This window comes from Streptomyces sp. NPDC020807, assembly GCF_040641575.1.
Classification (GTDB): domain Bacteria; phylum Actinomycetota; class Actinomycetes; order Streptomycetales; family Streptomycetaceae; genus Streptomyces.
On record NZ_JBFADU010000002.1, the window covers coordinates 140082 to 155570 of the forward strand.

18 protein-coding genes are annotated in these 15489 nt (G+C 73.3%); 9 read left to right on the forward strand and 9 right to left on the reverse strand.

From position 1 onward, the window contains the following. Positions 1–127: 127 nt before the first annotated feature. From AB0G79_RS03700 to AB0G79_RS03715, 4 genes are all read left to right on the forward strand, one after another. Positions 128–406 carry a hypothetical protein gene (locus AB0G79_RS03700; RefSeq protein ID WP_360799562.1) on the forward strand — a complete coding sequence of 93 codons (279 nt, stop codon included), beginning with the start codon at positions 128–130 and terminating at the stop codon, positions 404–406. 57 nt (positions 407–463) lie between these two features. Next, positions 464–778 (forward strand): DUF2087 domain-containing protein, encoded by a 315-nt coding sequence (locus AB0G79_RS03705; RefSeq protein WP_360799565.1) that lies wholly within the window; start codon positions 464–466, stop codon positions 776–778. Beyond that, positions 775–1392, forward strand: coding sequence for a LysE family transporter (locus AB0G79_RS03710; RefSeq protein ID WP_360799568.1), 618 nt, complete (start codon positions 775–777; stop codon positions 1390–1392). The genes AB0G79_RS03705 and AB0G79_RS03710 overlap by 4 nt, the downstream gene beginning before the upstream one ends. A gap of 137 nt (positions 1393–1529) precedes the next feature. After that, positions 1530–2819, forward strand: coding sequence for an amino acid permease (locus tag AB0G79_RS03715; protein ID WP_360800568.1), 1290 nt, complete (start codon positions 1530–1532; stop codon positions 2817–2819). Here the strand turns inward: AB0G79_RS03715 and AB0G79_RS03720 are convergent. The 3 genes from AB0G79_RS03720 to AB0G79_RS03730 form a co-directional block, all read right to left on the reverse strand. Further along, the gene (locus AB0G79_RS03720) at positions 2770–3432 is read right to left on the reverse strand and encodes a TetR/AcrR family transcriptional regulator (protein WP_360799571.1); all 663 of its coding nucleotides are present in this window, start codon (positions 3430–3432) and stop codon (positions 2770–2772) included. The two genes, AB0G79_RS03715 and AB0G79_RS03720, sit on opposite strands and share 50 nt — an antisense overlap. An 85-nt stretch (positions 3433–3517) precedes the next feature. Then, positions 3518–4051, reverse strand: a complete 534-nt coding sequence (locus AB0G79_RS03725; RefSeq protein ID WP_360799574.1) for a cupin domain-containing protein — start codon at positions 4049–4051, stop codon at positions 3518–3520. 82 nt (positions 4052–4133) lie between these two features. Beyond that, positions 4134–5240 carry an MFS transporter gene (locus AB0G79_RS03730; protein WP_360799577.1) on the reverse strand — a complete coding sequence of 369 codons (1107 nt, stop codon included), beginning with the start codon at positions 5238–5240 and terminating at the stop codon, positions 4134–4136. A gap of 124 nt (positions 5241–5364) precedes the next feature. Here AB0G79_RS03730 and AB0G79_RS03735 point away from each other — a divergent pair, with 124 nt between their 5' ends. Next, complete coding sequence (locus tag AB0G79_RS03735; protein WP_360799580.1) at positions 5365–5946, forward strand: NADPH-dependent FMN reductase; 582 nt, start codon at positions 5365–5367, stop codon at positions 5944–5946. Beyond that, complete coding sequence (locus AB0G79_RS03740; protein ID WP_360799583.1) at positions 5943–6782, forward strand: MBL fold metallo-hydrolase; 840 nt, start codon at positions 5943–5945, stop codon at positions 6780–6782. The genes AB0G79_RS03735 and AB0G79_RS03740 overlap by 4 nt, the downstream gene beginning before the upstream one ends. A gap of 17 nt (positions 6783–6799) precedes the next feature. Here AB0G79_RS03740 and AB0G79_RS03745 read toward each other — a convergent pair whose 3' ends face one another. From AB0G79_RS03745 to AB0G79_RS03760, 4 genes are all read right to left on the reverse strand, one after another. Further along, on the reverse strand, positions 6800–7108 hold the full coding sequence (locus AB0G79_RS03745; protein WP_360799585.1) for a hypothetical protein: 309 nt from the start codon (positions 7106–7108) through the stop codon (positions 6800–6802). Positions 7109–7121: 13 nt separating this feature from the next. Beyond that, positions 7122–8105, reverse strand: coding sequence for a hypothetical protein (locus AB0G79_RS03750; protein WP_360799587.1), 984 nt, complete (start codon positions 8103–8105; stop codon positions 7122–7124). Between the two features lie 128 nt (positions 8106–8233). Further along, complete coding sequence (locus AB0G79_RS03755) at positions 8234–10519, reverse strand: heavy metal translocating P-type ATPase (RefSeq protein ID WP_360799590.1); 2286 nt, start codon at positions 10517–10519, stop codon at positions 8234–8236. 46 nt (positions 10520–10565) lie between these two features. Next, complete coding sequence (locus AB0G79_RS03760) at positions 10566–10865, reverse strand: cation transporter (RefSeq protein ID WP_360799593.1); 300 nt, start codon at positions 10863–10865, stop codon at positions 10566–10568. 166 nt (positions 10866–11031) lie between these two features. Here AB0G79_RS03760 and AB0G79_RS03765 point away from each other — a divergent pair, with 166 nt between their 5' ends. The 3 genes from AB0G79_RS03765 to AB0G79_RS03775 all read left to right on the forward strand — a co-directional run bounded on the left by AB0G79_RS03765 (position 11032) and on the right by AB0G79_RS03775 (position 13749). Next, the gene (locus AB0G79_RS03765; protein WP_360799596.1) at positions 11032–11964 is read left to right on the forward strand and encodes a hypothetical protein; all 933 of its coding nucleotides are present in this window, start codon (positions 11032–11034) and stop codon (positions 11962–11964) included. 73 nt (positions 11965–12037) lie between these two features. Further along, complete coding sequence (locus tag AB0G79_RS03770) at positions 12038–12736, forward strand: copper homeostasis protein CutC (protein ID WP_360799599.1); 699 nt, start codon at positions 12038–12040, stop codon at positions 12734–12736. 98 nt (positions 12737–12834) lie between these two features. Further along, positions 12835–13749, forward strand: a complete 915-nt coding sequence (locus AB0G79_RS03775) for an aminoglycoside phosphotransferase family protein (protein WP_360799602.1) — start codon at positions 12835–12837, stop codon at positions 13747–13749. On the opposite strand, the gene AB0G79_RS03780 is transcribed toward AB0G79_RS03775, so the two are convergent. Together AB0G79_RS03780 and AB0G79_RS03785 are read right to left on the reverse strand one after the other, a co-directional pair. Beyond that, positions 13746–14753: a transporter substrate-binding domain-containing protein gene (locus AB0G79_RS03780; RefSeq protein WP_360799605.1), complete on the reverse strand. Its 1008-nt coding sequence runs from the start codon at positions 14751–14753 to the stop codon at positions 13746–13748. The two genes, AB0G79_RS03775 and AB0G79_RS03780, sit on opposite strands and share 4 nt — an antisense overlap. A gap of 17 nt (positions 14754–14770) precedes the next feature. Then, entirely contained in the window at positions 14771–15487 is a 717-nt protein-coding gene (locus AB0G79_RS03785) for a hypothetical protein (protein WP_360799608.1), read from the reverse strand. Between the last annotated feature and the right edge of the window lie 2 nt (positions 15488–15489).

Consider the following 15489-nt stretch of genomic DNA (forward strand, 5'->3'; position numbering starts at 1 on the left):
TCGCGGCGCGGTACGGGTCCCGGGCGGGACTCGCTCGTTCGGGGCGTGTGAGGGTGCGGGCCCAGGGGGCCGGTGGTGAGCTGGGTGGGATGTCGATCCTCCCCCCCCCACGTACAGGAGCAGGCCCATGGCCGTCATCGTCACCGTCGAGATTCCCGGGCGTACCCAGGCCGAGTACGAGGAGACGCACGCGCAGCTCGTCGCCGCCGAGTGGTGGCCGCCGCAGGGGTTCATCGCGCACGCAGCCGGGCCCGACGGGTCCGGGGGGTGGCGGGTCGTGGACTTCTGGGACTCCGAGGACGACTTCCTCGCCTTCGTGCAGCTCGCGCGGCCGATCTTCGAGCGCGGGGGCATGCCCCGGGTCATCCCGAAGGTGCAGGAGGCCGTGAACATCGAGCTCCGGTAGGGGCGCGGCCGGAAATGCTTTGCGGGGGCGGCGGGGGTGCCGTCAGGCTTCGGGGCCATGACCAGTGAATCTTCCCGGATCCGCCCCGTCGCGGACCTGTTCTCCGCCGACGGGCGACTCAAGGCGGTCCCGCGCAAGCCCGCCCGCCGCGAGGCGCTTCTCGCGCACCTCGCCGAGTCGCTGTTCGAGGACGGCCGCGAGTACGGGGAGCGCGAGGTCAACGAGGCGCTCCTCACCGTGCACGAGGACTTCTCGGCCCTCCGACGGTATCTCGTGATCGGCGGCTTCCTCGCCCGGACGAAGGACGGCTCGGCCTACCGCCGACAGCAGCAGCCCGGTTCCCACGGAGGCGCGACCACCGCCGTCGCGTGACGGCCGCGGTGGTGGCCGGCCTGCTGGCCGGCTACGGCATCGCGATCCCGGTCGGCGCCGTCGGCGCCCACCTGGTGGCGGTCGCGGCCCGCGGTCCCTGGCGTACGGGAGTGGGCGCGGCCCTCGGCGTCGCCACCGCCGACGGGGTCTACGCCCTGGTCGCGGTCCTCGGCGGGGCCGCCCTCGTGCCGCTGCTCAACCCTGTTGCCACGCCTCTGCGTTGGGCTTCCGCCGGCGTTCTCGTCGCGCTTGCCCTGCGGTCTTCCGTGGCCGCCCTGCGCGCTCATCGCGCGGGAGGCGGGGAGGACGCCGCCGATGGGGGCGGCGGTTCGGCCCGTCGGTCCTTTCTCGCCTTCCTCGGCATCACCGTCCTCAACCCCATGACGGTGCTGTACTTCACCGCCCTCGTCCTCGGCGGACACGCCACCACCGGGACGGCCGAGGCCGCCGTCTTCGTCGCCGCCGCCTTCGCCGCCTCCGCGAGTTGGCAGCTCCTCCTCGCCGCCGGCGGGACCGTGCTCGGGCACCTCGTCGCCTCCCCGCGGGGGAGGCTGGTGACGGCCCTCGCCTCCGGCGGACTCATCTGTTTTCTCGCCGTGCGGTTGGTGGCGTGACGGAGCGCTGCCCACGGTTGCCTTTCGCGGTCTTTTTCGGTCAAGATCCCTCGCGTCAACGACAATTCGGGGGAATCGTGACTGACCACGTTGTTCGGCATGCGCTCGGCACGGGGCTGCGCCAGCGGCATCTCGCCATGATCGCCATGGGCGGCGCCATCGGCGCCGGGCTCTTCGTCGGATCCGGCTTCGGCATCGCCGCCGCCGGGCCGGGCATCCTCGTCTCGTACGCCTTCGCCGGCGTCCTGACCGTCCTCGTGATGCGGATGCTCGGCGAGATGTCCGCCGCCCGCCCGGTCTCCGGTTCGTTCGCCGAGCACGCGCGTTCGGCGTTCGGGCCGTGGGCGGGGCTGCTCGCCGGGTGGATGTACTGGGCACTGCTCGTCGTCAGCGTCGCCGCCGAGGCGGTCGGCGCGGCGCACATCGTCCAGGGCTGGGTGCCGGGCGTGCCCGGCTGGGCCTGGGTGGCCCTCTTCATGAGCCTGTTCACCGCGAGCAACCTCGCCGGTGTGCGTCATTTCGGCGAACTGGAGTTCTGGTTCGCCGGGTTGAAGATCGCCGCGATCGGCCTGTTCCTCGTGCTCGGGGCCGTGGTGCTGCTCGGTCTCCCGCCGTGGCAGGGCTCGCCCGGGACCTCGCACCTCCTCGGCCACGGCGGCTTCCTGCCCCAGGGCTGGTACGGCGTCGCCGTCGGCACGGTCGCCGCCGTCTTCGCCTTCGGCGGCCTGGAGACGGTGACGATCGCCGCCGCCGAGTGCGACGACCCCGTCCGCGCCGTCCGGCGCGGCGTGCGGGCCGTGATGTGGCGGGTCGCCGTCTGCTACCTCGGCTCGATGGCGGTCATCGTGGCGCTCGTCCCGTGGAACGACCCCGCCGTGACCGCCGACGGCCCGTACGCCGCCGTCATGGGGCGGATCGGGGTGCCCGGCGCCGAGGACCTCATGAAGGCGGTCGTCCTCGTCGCGCTGCTGTCCGCGATGAACGCGAACATCTACGGTTCCTCCCGCATGCTCCACGCCCTCGTCGCCCGCGGCGACGCGCCCCGCGCGCTCGCCCGGCTGCGCGCCGGCGTCCCGTTCGCCGCCGTCCTCGCGTCCGCCGCCTTCGGCTTCGTCTCGGTCGTCCTCAGCCTGCTCTGGCCGCGGACGGTCTTCCCGTTCCTGCTGAACTCGATCGGCGCCGCGATCCTCGTCGTGTGGGCGCTGATCGCCGCCTCCCACTGGCGCGTGCACGGCCGTTCCGTACGGGCCGGGGTGGCGCTGGCGGGGATCGGCGGGGTGCTGGTGTTCATGCTCGGCGACGCCGCCAGCCGCACGCAGCTCCTGACGACGGGCGCGTGGGCGGCGGGTCTGCTGCTCCTCGCCCGGGTGAGGAGCGTCAGGCGGAGGTCGCGTACCGCGCCAGGAACAGATCCACTCCCGAGCTGATGACCCGCGTCAGCTCCGCGTCGTCGACCTCCGCGTCCGGCGCGAAGGTGTGGACGAGCTGAGGCACGCCCACCGTCGTCGCCACCAGCTGCTGCACGGCGAGCTTCGCGTCGGGGACGGCGAGGGTGCCGCGCTCGGTCAGCTCGGTGAAGGCCTCGACGAGCGGGCCGTTGTTCATGTCGTAGCTGACCCGGTACCAGAGCTGCCCGAGCTGCGGGAAGCGGTCGATCTCGCCGATGACGAGCCGCCGCAGCGACATGATGTCGGGGCGGAGCAGGATCCGAGCCCAGTCGGTGGTGAGCCGGATGAGCGCGGCGCGCAGGTCGGGGGCGTCGGCGAGGGTGGAGTTGGAGGGCTCCAGGTCCGCGTACGTCTTCGGCAGGACACCGCCGACGACGGCGAGGAAGAGCCGTTCCTTGCTGCCGAAGTGCTTGTAGATCGTCGCCTTGGAGACTCCGGAGGCCCGGGTGATCGCGTCCATGGAGGCCGCGGAGTACCCCTCCGCGAGGAACTCGGCGAGGGCCGCGTCGATGATGGCCTGGCGCTTGCGCGAGGCGGCGTCGGCGGGGTCCGGGATGATCGGGATGCCGTACTCGTCGACTTCGGCTCCCATGGGCGGTTCCTTAACGTCGTCAGGCGGAGGGGGGCCGTCCAGTGTATGAACTGAACCGTTCGGTCTGCAAAGCTCGGGGAGCCTCTCACACGAAGAAGCTGTCGTGGGCCTCGCAGAACTCCCGCCGCTCCTCGTCGCTCATGTCCGGCAGCCGCGTGATCGCCTCGAAGTACTCCTCCCGGGGCGCGCCCGGCGCGAAGAGCATGAGCATCGAGGCCGGGTCGTCGGCGTCGTTGCGGAAACCGTGCAGGCCGCCGACGGGCACGTGGAGGTGGTCGCCGGACCGGGCCGTGACCCACCGCTCGCCGTCGAACAGCCGCACGCTGCCGGAGAGCACGAAGAACGCCTCCGAGATCGCCTTGTGGAAGTGCGTGCTCGGTCCGCCGGCCCGCGGCCCCATGTCGACGCGGTAGAGCCCGTAGTCGCCGTCGGTCGAGGCCGAGGTCGACAGGTAGTGGTACGTGGTGGCCCCCGGCCCCGTCCCCGAGACGAGATCGGGCGCGGCGGACGCGGGCCGGAACCGGGCGTTGATCTCACCCTGGTCGCCGCCGAGGTAACGGGGGGCGGGGTAGGCGGGGTGGGCGGGCCGTCCGGGCTGTCCGGGCTGGATGAGGGACATCGTGTGCTCCTTGGTCTGTCTTCTACTGCGGTGCGGTGCGGTGCGGTGTCGTTCGCGTCGGCCGTGTCCGTACGGGGTCAGGTCAGGTCCCTGTCGTCAGCAACCCCTCCGCCGACGCCGGCCCCACCGCCACGCCCACCAGGAACGCCAGGTTGAACAGTCCGATCGCCGTCCCCCGCCGTTCCTCCGGCAGGCCCTCCGCCGCCGGTCCCGTGAGGAGTCCCTGACCCCCGGCGGTGACCAGCGAGCTCGCCGCCGAACCGGCCAGGACGGCGACGGCCCACGGCGCGAAGCCGGCCAGCGCCGCCGCCACCGCGGCTCCGCCCGCGAGGATCAGCCGTACGCGGCGCGTGCCGAGTCCCGGCGCGGCGCGGACCAGCCACCAGGAGAGCAGCGCCCCGAGGAGGGCGGCGACCGAGGCGGCCGCGCCCGTGCCGGTGGGGCCCCAGCCGGTGAGGTCGGCGACGCGTCGCGGAGCGCCGTACAGGATCGCGAAGTTGACGGTGGCGAGGCCGAGCATGAGCCCGGCCGCGGTGCGGAATCCCGGCGCGCGCAGGACGTCCAGGGGCAGGCGTGCGGTACGGGGGTGCCGCCCCTCGCGCGCGGGCCCGTCCACCGACCGGCCCCACCCGTCGCCCCGCAGCACCGCCCCGACGGCGAGCAGGCCGAGCACGGGCAGGACGAGCGCCGAGCGCCAGCCGAGCACCTCGGCGACGGCGGCTCCCGCGAAGACCCCCGTCGTTCCGCCGGCCGCGCTGCCGATCGCGACGATCCCGGGCACGCGGCCCGAGCCGTCGCGGGCGGCGAACTGGAAGGCGGCGACGTTGAGTCCGGCCGCGCCGACGGCTTCCAGGGCGCGGCCCGCGACGGTGAGGGGGAGGTTCGGGGCGAGGCAGACGAGGACGGCGCCGAGGAGGACGAGGGCCGCGCCGACCTGGACGGTTCGGGAGGGTCCGCGGCGTCCGCCGGCGGCGGAGAGCAGGGGGGTGCCGACGGCCATGCCGATGCCGAAGGCCGTCATCAGCCAGGCCGCGGCGCCGGGGGAGACGGCGAGCGCGCGGGCGGCCTCGGGGAGGGCGAGGGTCGGGCCGGAGACGCCCATGGCGGCGGGCGCGGCGAGGAGGGCGAGGAGGGGTCCGGAGGGCGTGGGGGCGGCCAGGGACCGCGGTTCGGCGGTGGCGACAACCATGCCATCAATGAACTACACGATTCAGTTTACCGTCAAGACTGAACCGTTCTGTTGACAGACTGAACCGAACGGTTTAGCTTCGTGGTCGTCGAGACCAACGGACCCACCTCTCCCAGGAGTTCTCATGACCGCGTCGAAGATCTTCGCCCTCTCGGGCTCGCTCCGCGCCGACTCCCACAACACCCGACTCCTCCACGCCGCCCAGAAGTTCAACACCGGCCAGGAGATCGAGATCTACGAGGACCTCCGCGCGATCCCGCCGTACGACATGGACCTCGACACCCCCGAGCGCCGCCCGGACGCCGTCCGGGAGCTCCGCCGACGGGTCGAGGAGGCGGACGGCCTGCTCATCGCGACCCCGGAGTTCAACTACGGCGTCCCCGGCGTCCTCAAGAACGCGCTCGACTGGCTCAGCACCGACTGGACCAAGACCGAGGGCCTCCCCCTGCACCGCAAGCCCACCGCGATCCTCGGCGCCGCGCCCACCAGCTTCGGCACCGTCCGCGCGCAGCTCGCGCTGCGGCAGCTCTTCCTCTGGACGGACAGCGACGTCGTCGTGAAGCCCGAGGTCCACGTCTTCCGCTCGCACGAGCGCTTCGACGCGGCCGGTCAGCTCACGGACGAGGTCACGATCGAGCTGCTCCGGGGCCTCCTGACGGCCCTTCAGGAGAAGATCGACACGGCGAAGGCGACGGCCCGGTCATGACGGACACCCCGATCCCGGCCGGCTCCGCCCCGGCCGACGCCACCCCGGCACCCTCCGTCGCGGTCACCGCGACGTACATCGGCACCGCCACCGTCCTCCTCCGGATCGGCGACCTCACCGTCCTCACGGACCCCGCCTTCGACCCCGCCCCCACCGACTACCCGGCCGCCCGGCCCCTCCGCCGCACGGCGGGCCCGGCGCTCACCGCCGACCGGCTGCCGCCCGTCGACCTGGTGCTGCTCTCCCACGACCAGCACGCCGACAACCTCGACCACACCGGACGCGAGGTCCTCGAACGGGCCTCCGCCGTCCTCACCACCCCCGAGGCCGCCGACCGCCTCGGCGGCCGTGCGGAGGGGCTCGCCCCCTGGGAGAGCCGCAAGGTCACCGCGGGCGCCACCACGGTCACGGTCACCGCGACCCCGGCGCGCCACGGACCGGAGGGTACGGAACAGGTGACGGGCCCGGTCACGGGCTTCGTCCTCGCCTACGAGGACGAGAACGGCGCGACGGTCCACCTCTACCTCTCCGGGGACACCGTCCGCCACGACGCCCTGGCGGCGATCGGCCACCACTTCCCCGTGGACATCGCCTTCCTCCACCTCGGCGACGCCCACTTCCCGGCCACCGGCGACCGCGCCTTCTCGATGAGCGCGCGGGAGGGCGCCGCCCTCGCCCGCGAGCTCGGCGCGCGCACGGTGATCCCGCTCCACTTCGAGGGCTGGGACCACTTCGTCGAGGACCCGGCGCGCATCGAGGAGGCCTTCGCGGCCCCGGACCTCGCGGGCCGCCTCCGCCGCCTGACCCCGGGCGTCCCGGAGGAGCTCCGGACCTGAGCCCTCCGCGGCGCCCGTCAGCGCCGGGCGCGCGCCGCGAGGAGGGCGCCGGCGGTCAGGGCGGCGGTGCCGGCCGCCGCCACCACCCCGCAGCGCGAGCGGTACGACATCACCGACCACGCCGACCGGGCGGACAGCACCGACCCGACGCTCGCCCAGGATCCGACGGACCCCACGGAGAGCGCCGAACCCACCGACCCGACGGAGAGGAAGGACCCCACCGATCCCACGGACAGCGCCGACCCGACCGATCCGACGGACAGGAACGAGCCCTGCGACCACAGTGACAGCGAGGACGACTGTGACGAACCGCTTCTCCTGTTCATGTCCTCAGCCTAGCTAGCGGTCCAGCTCCGACATCTTCTGCTTGAGGCCGTCGTCCATGGACTGCTGGTCGAGGGAGATCTGCTCGATCGCGTTGGCGAGCGCGCCGTCCAGGTGGGCGCCGAACTCGGTCGTGGCGCGGGACAGGTCCTCCAGGACCGGCCCGAGGAGGCCGGCGACCGCGGCTCCGAGGGCGCCGCTGTTGGCGGCGTTGTTGTGGTCGCCCTGGCAGCCCTGGATGGTGCCGGCGGTGGTGCCCCAGACCTCGACGGCCACCTCGCGGAGGCGCCCGGCGGCGCGTTCGTGCTCGGCGTGGTCGACGCGGAGGGTCGTGCCGCCCGTGCCCGGGGCGGGGAGCGAGCCGCCCCAGGCGCGGCCCGGGTCGGTGGCCGAGCCGCCCCACGCGCGGCCGGTGTCCTGGCCGCCGCCCGATCCCGTACCCCCGCCGACGCCCGACGCCAGGTCCGTGACGATCGTGGGGAGTGCGGCGACGGACGGGTCGCTCCGGAGGGAGGCCAGGTCGGAGAAGATCTGGCGGTGGCAGCCGTCGACGGCGCTCTGGGACCGGCCGCGGGCCAGGGCGAGGGCCGGTTCGACGATGCTCAGCGAGGCGCCGAAGGTGATCACGCTCCCGGCGACGGCGGCCTCGCACTCCGCCGCGCAGACGACGGCGATCTCGAGGTTCTGGACCTTGGCCGCCTCGATGGCGTAGCCGATCCGGTTCGCGGCCTTGGCGCCGAGCCGGGCCGCCTGCGTCATCGACTGCGCGTCGTGGCCGAGGACCTTCGACCAGTGGGTGGCGAGGGCGTTCATCGCCTCTCCGCTGCCCGTGGACAGGAGCCGCTGGACGGCGAGGTTGGCCTCGCCCGCGTTGCCCTCGATCAGGTCGGCGTAGGAGCTCAGGCCGGTGGCCACGGCGTAGTACGAGTCGTGCCGGGCCTCGACCCTGGTGAGCTCCTGGTCGATCAGGAGCCGGGCCAGTTCCTCGGTGTACTCCATGTCTGAACTCCCCCTCGCCACATGCGTGTTGGAGACACGCGACCCCGTGAGACGTTCACCGTCTCACGGGGTGCGTGGTGTCACAAGGACGGCGGGCGGCCTTCGCGGCCCGGCCGCCGCGGGGCCTCTCAGGCCTTGTCCGCGGCCTGGAAACCCCGCAGTCGGAGGCTGTTGCCGACGACGAAGACCGAGGAGAAGGCCATGGCCGCGCCGGCGATCATCGGGTTGAGCAGTCCGGCCGCGGCGAGCGGCAGGGCGGCCACGTTGTAGGCGAAGGCCCAGAAGAGGTTCGACCGGATCGTGCCGAGCGTCTTGCGGGAGAGCCGGATCGCGTCGGCCGCGGCCCGCAGGTCCCCCCGTACGAGGGTCAGGTCGCCGGCCTCGATGGCGGCGTCCGTGCCCGTGCCCATCGCGAGGCCCAGGTCGGCCTGGGCGAGCGCGGCGGCGTCGTTCACGCCGTCGCCGACCATGGCGACCGAACGGCCCTCGGCCTGGAGGCGCTTGACGACGTCGACCTTGTCCTGCGGCATGACCTCCGCGATGACCTCGTCGATGCCGACCTCGGCGGCGACGGCCTCGGCGACCGCCGTGTTGTCACCGGTGAGCAGGATCGGGGTGAGGCCGAGGGCGCGCAGCCGCCGGATGGCCTCGGCGCTGGTCTCCTTCACCGCGTCGGCGACTTCGAGGACCGCGCGGGCCTCGCCGTCCCACGCCACGGCGATGGCGGTCTTCCCGGCCTTCTCGGCCGCGTCCTTGGCGGACCTGAGCGCGGCCGGGAGTGCCATGGCCCACTCTTCGAGGAGCTTCTCGCGGCCGACGAGGACGGCGTGGCCGTCGACGACGCCCTGGACGCCGAGTCCGGGGACGTTGGCGAAGTCCTCGGGGGTGGGCAGGCTGCCGACCCTGGCGGCGGCGCCGGTGGCGACGGCCTGGGCGATCGGGTGCTCGGAGGAGTGCTCCAGGGCCCCGGCGAGGCGCAGGACGTCGGTCTCGGCCACGCCGTCGGCGGTGTGGACCTTGAGGAGGGTCATGCGGCCGGTGGTGACGGTGCCCGTCTTGTCGAGGACGATCGTGTCGACCTTGCGGGTGGTCTCCAGGACCTCGGGTCCCTTGATGAGGATGCCGAGCTGGGCGCCGCGGCCGGTGCCGACCATGAGGGCGGTCGGGGTGGCCAGGCCGAGGGCGCAGGGGCAGGCGATGATGAGGACGGCGACGGCCGCGGTGAAGGCGGCGGTGAGGCCCTGGCCCGTGCCCAGCCAGAAGCCGAGGGTGCCGAGGGCGAGCGCGATGACGACCGGGACGAAGACGGCGGAGATCCGGTCGGCGAGCCGCTGGGCGGCGGCCTTGCCGTTCTGGGCGTCCTCGACGAGCTTGGCCATGCGGGCGAGCTGGGTGTCGGCGCCGACGCGGGTCGCCTCGACGACGAGCCGGCCGCCGGCGTTCAGGGTGGCGCCGGTGACGGAGTCGCCGACGGAGACCTCGACCGGGACGGACTCGCCGGTCAGCATGGAGGCGTCGACGGCGGAGGACCCCTCGACGACGGTGCCGTCGGTGGCGATCTTCTCGCCGGGGCGGACCAGGAAGCGGTCCCCGACCTGGAGTTCCGCGGTCGGTACGGTGACCTCGCGGCCGTCCTTCAGGACCGTGACCTCCTTCGCGCCGAGCTGGAGGAGCGCCTTCAGCGCGGCGCCCGCCTTGCGCTTCGAGCGGGCCTCGAAGTAGCGGCCCGCCAGGATGAAGGCGGTGACGCCGGCGGCGGCCTCCAGGTAGATGTTCCCGGCGCCGTCGGAGCGGGCGATCGTGAACTCGAAGGGGTGCGTCATCCCCGGCGTGCCGGCGGTGCCGAAGAACAGCGCCCACAGGGACCAGAGGAACGCGGCGCTCGTGCCGACCGAGATCAGGGTGTCCATGGTGGCCGCGCCGTGCCGGGCGTTGGTCCAGGCGGCCTTGTGGAAGGGCCAGGCGGCGTACGTGACGACGGGTGCGGCGAGCGTGAGGCTCAGCCACTGCCAGTACGCGAACTGGAAGGCCGGGACCATCGCCATGAGGATCGTCGGCACGGCGAGGACGACGGCGGTGATCAGTCGCTGCCTGAGCGGCCGGAGCTCGGCGTCGGCGAGCTCCTCGTCGGAGGGGCCCTCGGGGGTGCCGGGGGCTCCGGCCGCCGCGGTCTTCGGCGGCTCCGGCTGCTTGGCGGTGTAGCCGGTGGCCTCGACGGTGGCGATCAGGGCGGCGACGTCGATGCCGGCGTCGAAGGTGACCTTCGCCTTCTCGGTCGCGTAGTTGACGGTGGCCTCGACCCCGTCCATGCGGTTGAGCTTCTTCTCGATGCGCGCCGCGCACGAGGCGCAGGTCATGCCGCCGATGGCGAGCTCGACCTGGGCGGTGGCGGCGCCCGGAGTGGTCGTGGTCATGAGTGCTGCTCCTCGTGAGTGCGGGGGCGGGGGTGTCCGGCCTGGATCAGGCGCGGCCGGTGAGCTCGTAGCCCGCGTCGTCGACGGCCGCGGCGACGGCGGCGTCGTCGGGCGCGCCGCCGGTGGTGACGGTGACCGTGCCGGCGGTGAGGTCGACGTCCACGGAGAGGACGCCGGGGACCGCGCCGACGGACCGGGTGATCGCGGACTTGCAGTGGCCGCAGGTCATGCCGGAGACCGTGTAGGTCGTGGTGGTGGTCTCGGCGATGGCGACGGCGGTGGCGCCGGCGCCGGTGCCGTCGTTGCCGGTGGAGCAGCTGTGGTCGGGGGTGCAGCAGGAACCCATGGCGTGTCTCCCTTGTCTGGATACCCTTGGGGGGTATCTCGTCATCGGTTTCAATGTATACCCCCCTGGGGTGTGGTCCGCAAGGGTCGCCCGGACTTGAATTTATACCCCCCAGGGGTATGGTGAAGTGCAGTCGAAGGTCCCTACGTCCTACGGGAGAGCAGCCATGAACACCGGAGTGAAGATCACCGCATTCGCCGCCGCGCTCGCCGCGACCTTCGGGACGGCGTACGGGGTGGGCAAGGCGGTCGGCCCGGTCGACGAGCCGCGGAAGGTGGAGCACGCGGGCCATGCGTCGGCACGTACGGAATCCGCCCCCGCCGACCTCCCCGGCGGCCTCCAGGTCTCCGAGGGCGGCTACACCCTCGACCTCGACACCCCGACCCCCGCGCGCGGCAGGAGCACCCTGAAGTTCTCCGTCAAGGACGCGGCGGGCGAGAAGGTCACCGCCTTCACCACCGAGCACGGCAAGCAGCTCCACTTCATCGTCGCCTCGCGCGACCTCACGACCTTCCGCCACCTGCACCCGGTCCGGGCCGCCGACGGCACCTGGTCGGTGGACGCGGACCTCCCCGCCGCCGGCGCCTACAAGGCCTTCGCCGACTTCAGGCCCGCCGCCCCGGGCGCCGGGGCCGTCACGCTCGGCGCCGACCTCGCCGTGCCGGGGGCGTTCGCACCGAAGCCGCTGCCCGCCGCCGCGCCGACGGCGGACGTCGACGGCTACCAGGTCCGCCTCGCCGGCACCCTCGACCCGGGCAGGGCGGGCGAGCTGAGGCTGACCGTCTCCAAGGCGGGGAGGCCGGTCACCGACCTGGAGCCCTACCTCGGGGCGTACGGGCACCTCGTCGCCCTCCGCGGCGGCGACCTCGCCTACCTCCACGTGCACCCGAACGAGGGGGGCCCGGGCCCGGACGTCTCCTTCACCGCGACGGCACCCAGCGCGGGGACGTACCGTCTGTTCCTGGACTTCCAGCACGAGGGGAAGGTCCGCACGGCGGCCTTCACGGTCACGGCGGGGGCGGCCGGAGGCGCGGGCGGCGGGAACGTTCCCGCTGCCGAGGGGCCCGGGGACGGTGCATCGGGCCACGCGCACGGCTAGTCTGGTCATTGGACTAGACCTGTAGACGCAGACGTGTGACCTGTAGCCGTCATTCATGGAGGAATGGGCAGCGATGAGCAACCGTGCAGTCCTTGAGGTGATCGCCCTCGACGTGGAGGACGCGGTCGCTGCCCAGACCGGTGGTGCCGACCGCCTCGAACTCGTCACGGACATGGCGGCCGACGGCCTGACCCCGTCCGCGGCCGACTTCGCCGCCATCCGCGCCGCCGTCGACATCCCGCTGCGCGTGATGCTCCGCCTCGCCGACGGGTTCTCGGCCGGCGGCCCCGAAGGCGTCGACGCCCTCGTGGCCCGGGCCGCGGAACTCCGCGAGGCGGGCGCGGACGAGTTCGTCCTCGGCTTCCTCACCGTCGACGGCGAACCCGACCTCGTCGCCGTCGAGCGCCTCATCGCCGTACTCGACGGCTGCCGCTGGACCTTCCACCGCGCGATCGACCGCACCGGCGACCGCGACGGCCTGCGCAAGCGCCTCGCCGACCTCCCCGGCCTCGACACCTACCTGACGGCGGGCTCGGCGGCGGGCGTCGACGACGGCCTCGCCACCCTCAAGGCCGAGGCCGCCCGCGCGGGCGAGCCCGGCTACGAGGCCCGCATCCTCGTCGGCGGCGGCCTGCGCCTCGACCACCTCCCCGAACTGCGCGCCGCCGGTCTCGACGCCTTCCACATCGGCGGCGCGGCCCGCCCCCAGGGCTGGACGGGCCCGGTCTCGGCGGACGCGGTGCGGGTGTGGCGCGAGGCGGTCGACGCGTAACTCCTCGGAGCCCCGGAGCCCCGGAGCCCCGGAGGCTCCGCCCCGCAGGCGAAAAACTCGTGGCGGCGGTCGACGGGCCCTGACTAGCGTGAGGGTCCATGGCTGCCGCCCGAGAGCTCCCCACGATCACGGACGACCTCGTCGCCCGCCTGATAGCAGCCCAGTTCCCCGCGTGGGCGGACCTCCCGGTACGGGAGGTGGCCTCGGCCGGCACGGACAACGCGATGTTCCGCCTGGGTGAGGAACTCGTCGTACGGATCCCGAAGGCCGACTGGGCCGCCGGACAGGCGGAACTCGAACACCGCTGGCTCCCGGGCCTCGCCCCGCACCTCCCGCTCTCCGTCCCCGCCCCGCTCGCCCTGGGCGCGCCGGGCGAGGACTTCCCGCTCGACTGGGCCGTCTACGCGTGGCTCGAAGGCGCCGACGCCAACACCGCGCCGATCGCCGATCTCCCGCATGCCGCAAAGGAGTTGGGGCGCTTCACCGCTGCCCTGCGCGTCCTCGACGCGACCGGCGCGCCGGCGTCCTTCCGGGGCGGCACGGTCATGGACTGGGCGGAGGGCCACACGCCGGGCGCGATCCGCGAACTCGCCGCCGACGGCACGCTCGACGCGGACCGGGCCACCGCGGCGTGGGAGTCGGTCACGCGCCTCCCGCAGTGGGAGGGCGCTCCCGTCTGGATCCACGCAGACCTGCTGCCCGGCAACGTCCTCACCCACGAGGGACGCCTCAGCGCGGTCATCGACTTCGGCGGCCTCGGCACGGGCGACCCGGCCGTCGACCTGCTCCCGGCCTGGTCCCTCCTCACCCCCGAGACCCGCCCCCTCTTCCACGCGGCCGCCGAGGTCGGCGAGGGTGACGAGACAGACGACGCCACTTGGGCGCGCGGCCGGGGCTGGGCGCTGGGATGGGGCCTGGTGACGGAGGCGTACTACCGGGGGAGGAACCCGGTCCTGGCCGCCGTCGCCCACCGCACGTGGTCGCAGGCGCTGCCCGAGTTCCCGACCCCCTAGTTCCCCGCCGCGTTCCCCGGGCGTTCGCGGCAGGACAGGGCCTCCACCTCGGAGACCTTGGGGCGGGCCGTGACGAGGTCCTCCTCGGGGAGGGAGGGGAGGCTGCGGCGGATGTCGCTGTCCCAGTCGTTGCCGCTGAGGTACTGCTTCAGCGCCTCCCTGAGCCTTTCGCAGTCCTTCTTGTGCTGGGGGGTGCGGAGCATGGCGACGCCGTACTGGTTGGGATCGCCGATCTTGATCTTCGGGACGACGACGACCGAGGGATCGGAGTGGGCGAAGCCGTAGAGGATCAGCCGGTCGGTGGAGACGGCGTCGACCACGCCGTCCTTGAGGGCCCTGACGCATTCCCCGGCGTCGGTCAGGGGCAGCTGGCGGATCTTCTCGTACGCGGGCCTGTCCAGCTCGGTCTTCGACGTCGTCTCTCCCCAGACGCAGACCTGCTTGTAGTCCAGGTCGGCGAGGGTGCGGTAGCGGTCCTTGTCCTCGGCCCGGACGAGGACGCCCTGGTAAGTGGTGGCGTACGGGCCCACGAAGTCGAGGCCGTCGCCCGCCGGACGTGCCATGGTCCGCTTGGCGGTGATGGAGTAGGTGGCGGCGACCAGGTCCACCTGGTTGTTCTGGAGGTCCGGGGCCCGGTCCTTGGACCCGACCGGCTGGGGTTTGACGGACGCGGAGTTGAGGCCGGCCAGGGTCACCAGCTGGTTGGCGATCACGAGGTCGTATCCGTTGAACTGCTTGGCGTGCAGCATGAATCCGGTGCCGGGCTGGTCGCTCTTCATCCCCAGGCGGATGGTCTGGCCCGGGACGAGGATCGGCCGGTCCGACGGGTCCAGCGGCGCCGGTGTCGGGGCCGGCTGGGACTGGCTCGGCGGCAGGGGGTCGGTGCCGGTGCCGGTGCCGGTGCCCCCGGTGGTGGCACAGCCCGCGGCGAGGAGCGCGGGTAGGACGAGCGCCCCCAGCCGGAGTCCGAGGGACCGACGTCCCGCCTTGTGGGTGACGCTCACGCACGTACCTCCGGGGTTCAGCGGTTGTGGAGAGTGCCCGTCACGGTCCCGAGGCGCATGGCGCAGGTCGGGCCGGTGTGCGGGACGAGGGAGAGGACGACCGCCCCCTGGTTCCCCCCGAGGTCGAGGTCGACGACGGGGGAGTCGGCCGTGACCAGGACCGAGCTGGGCGTGACGCCGGCGGTGGTGGCCGACAGGGTCCCGGTCGTCCGGTGGACACAGGTGGGGGCGGCGGGGTCGACGTCGTAGAAGGCCAGCGTGATCCGGAGCCGGTCACGGACCTTGCCGGGCGGCGGGGCGGCCATGGCGATCTCGTGGGCGACGGACGGGGTGAGCCGGTCCGGGGCGGTGACGGTGACGGTGACCTCGCCGTTGCGGGCGATGTAGGCGTGGGTGCCGAAGGCGAGGAGGGTGCCGGCCAGGGCCAGGGTCAGCGCGAGCCAGCCCTTTCCCCGGACGGCGTACGCGACGGAGCAGACGAAGCCGACGACGAGGAACCCGTAGAAGAGGGCGTACTGGTTCTGCGGGCCGCCGGGCCAGGTCTGGACGGTGTACGCGACGACGGCGATGGCGACGAGGAGGGGCAGGGCCTCCAGGAAGCGCTGGAGGGACTTGAAGTTGATGACGGTCGTGCCCCGGGGCACGATGATGGGCGAGCCCTTCCCGTCGGTGCGGTAACTCTCGTTCCCGCCGCCCCGGCCTCCTCTGCCGCCCCCTCCGTCGGTTCCGGCCATGG

Bases quoted from the DNA above. Each gene is read 5' to 3' on its own strand.
- AB0G79_RS03760 (WP_360799593.1), bottom strand. From the start codon at position 10,865: ATGGGTTCCTGCTGCACCCCCGACCACAGCTGCTCCACCGGCAACGAC.
- AB0G79_RS03765 (WP_360799596.1), top strand. From the start codon at position 11,032: ATGAACACCGGAGTGAAGATCACCGCATTCGCCGCCGCGCTCGCCGCG.
- AB0G79_RS03740 (WP_360799583.1), top strand. From the start codon at position 5,943: ATGACGGACACCCCGATCCCGGCCGGCTCCGCCCCGGCCGACGCCACC.
- AB0G79_RS03735 (WP_360799580.1), top strand. From the start codon at position 5,365: ATGACCGCGTCGAAGATCTTCGCCCTCTCGGGCTCGCTCCGCGCCGAC.
- AB0G79_RS03730 (WP_360799577.1), bottom strand. From the start codon at position 5,240: ATGGTTGTCGCCACCGCCGAACCGCGGTCCCTGGCCGCCCCCACGCCC.
- AB0G79_RS03785 (WP_360799608.1), bottom strand. From the start codon at position 15,487: ATGGCCGGAACCGACGGAGGGGGCGGCAGAGGAGGCCGGGGCGGCGGG.
- AB0G79_RS03725 (WP_360799574.1), bottom strand. From the start codon at position 4,051: ATGTCCCTCATCCAGCCCGGACAGCCCGGACGGCCCGCCCACCCCGCC.
- AB0G79_RS03775 (WP_360799602.1), top strand. From the start codon at position 12,835: ATGGCTGCCGCCCGAGAGCTCCCCACGATCACGGACGACCTCGTCGCC.
- AB0G79_RS03700 (WP_360799562.1), top strand. From the start codon at position 128: ATGGCCGTCATCGTCACCGTCGAGATTCCCGGGCGTACCCAGGCCGAG.
- AB0G79_RS03705 (WP_360799565.1), top strand. From the start codon at position 464: ATGACCAGTGAATCTTCCCGGATCCGCCCCGTCGCGGACCTGTTCTCC.
- AB0G79_RS03755 (WP_360799590.1), bottom strand. From the start codon at position 10,519: ATGACCACGACCACTCCGGGCGCCGCCACCGCCCAGGTCGAGCTCGCC.
- AB0G79_RS03715 (WP_360800568.1), top strand. From the start codon at position 1,530: ATGATCGCCATGGGCGGCGCCATCGGCGCCGGGCTCTTCGTCGGATCC.
- AB0G79_RS03770 (WP_360799599.1), top strand. From the start codon at position 12,038: ATGAGCAACCGTGCAGTCCTTGAGGTGATCGCCCTCGACGTGGAGGAC.
- AB0G79_RS03720 (WP_360799571.1), bottom strand. From the start codon at position 3,432: ATGGGAGCCGAAGTCGACGAGTACGGCATCCCGATCATCCCGGACCCC.
- AB0G79_RS03750 (WP_360799587.1), bottom strand. From the start codon at position 8,105: ATGGAGTACACCGAGGAACTGGCCCGGCTCCTGATCGACCAGGAGCTC.
- AB0G79_RS03745 (WP_360799585.1), bottom strand. From the start codon at position 7,108: ATGAACAGGAGAAGCGGTTCGTCACAGTCGTCCTCGCTGTCACTGTGG.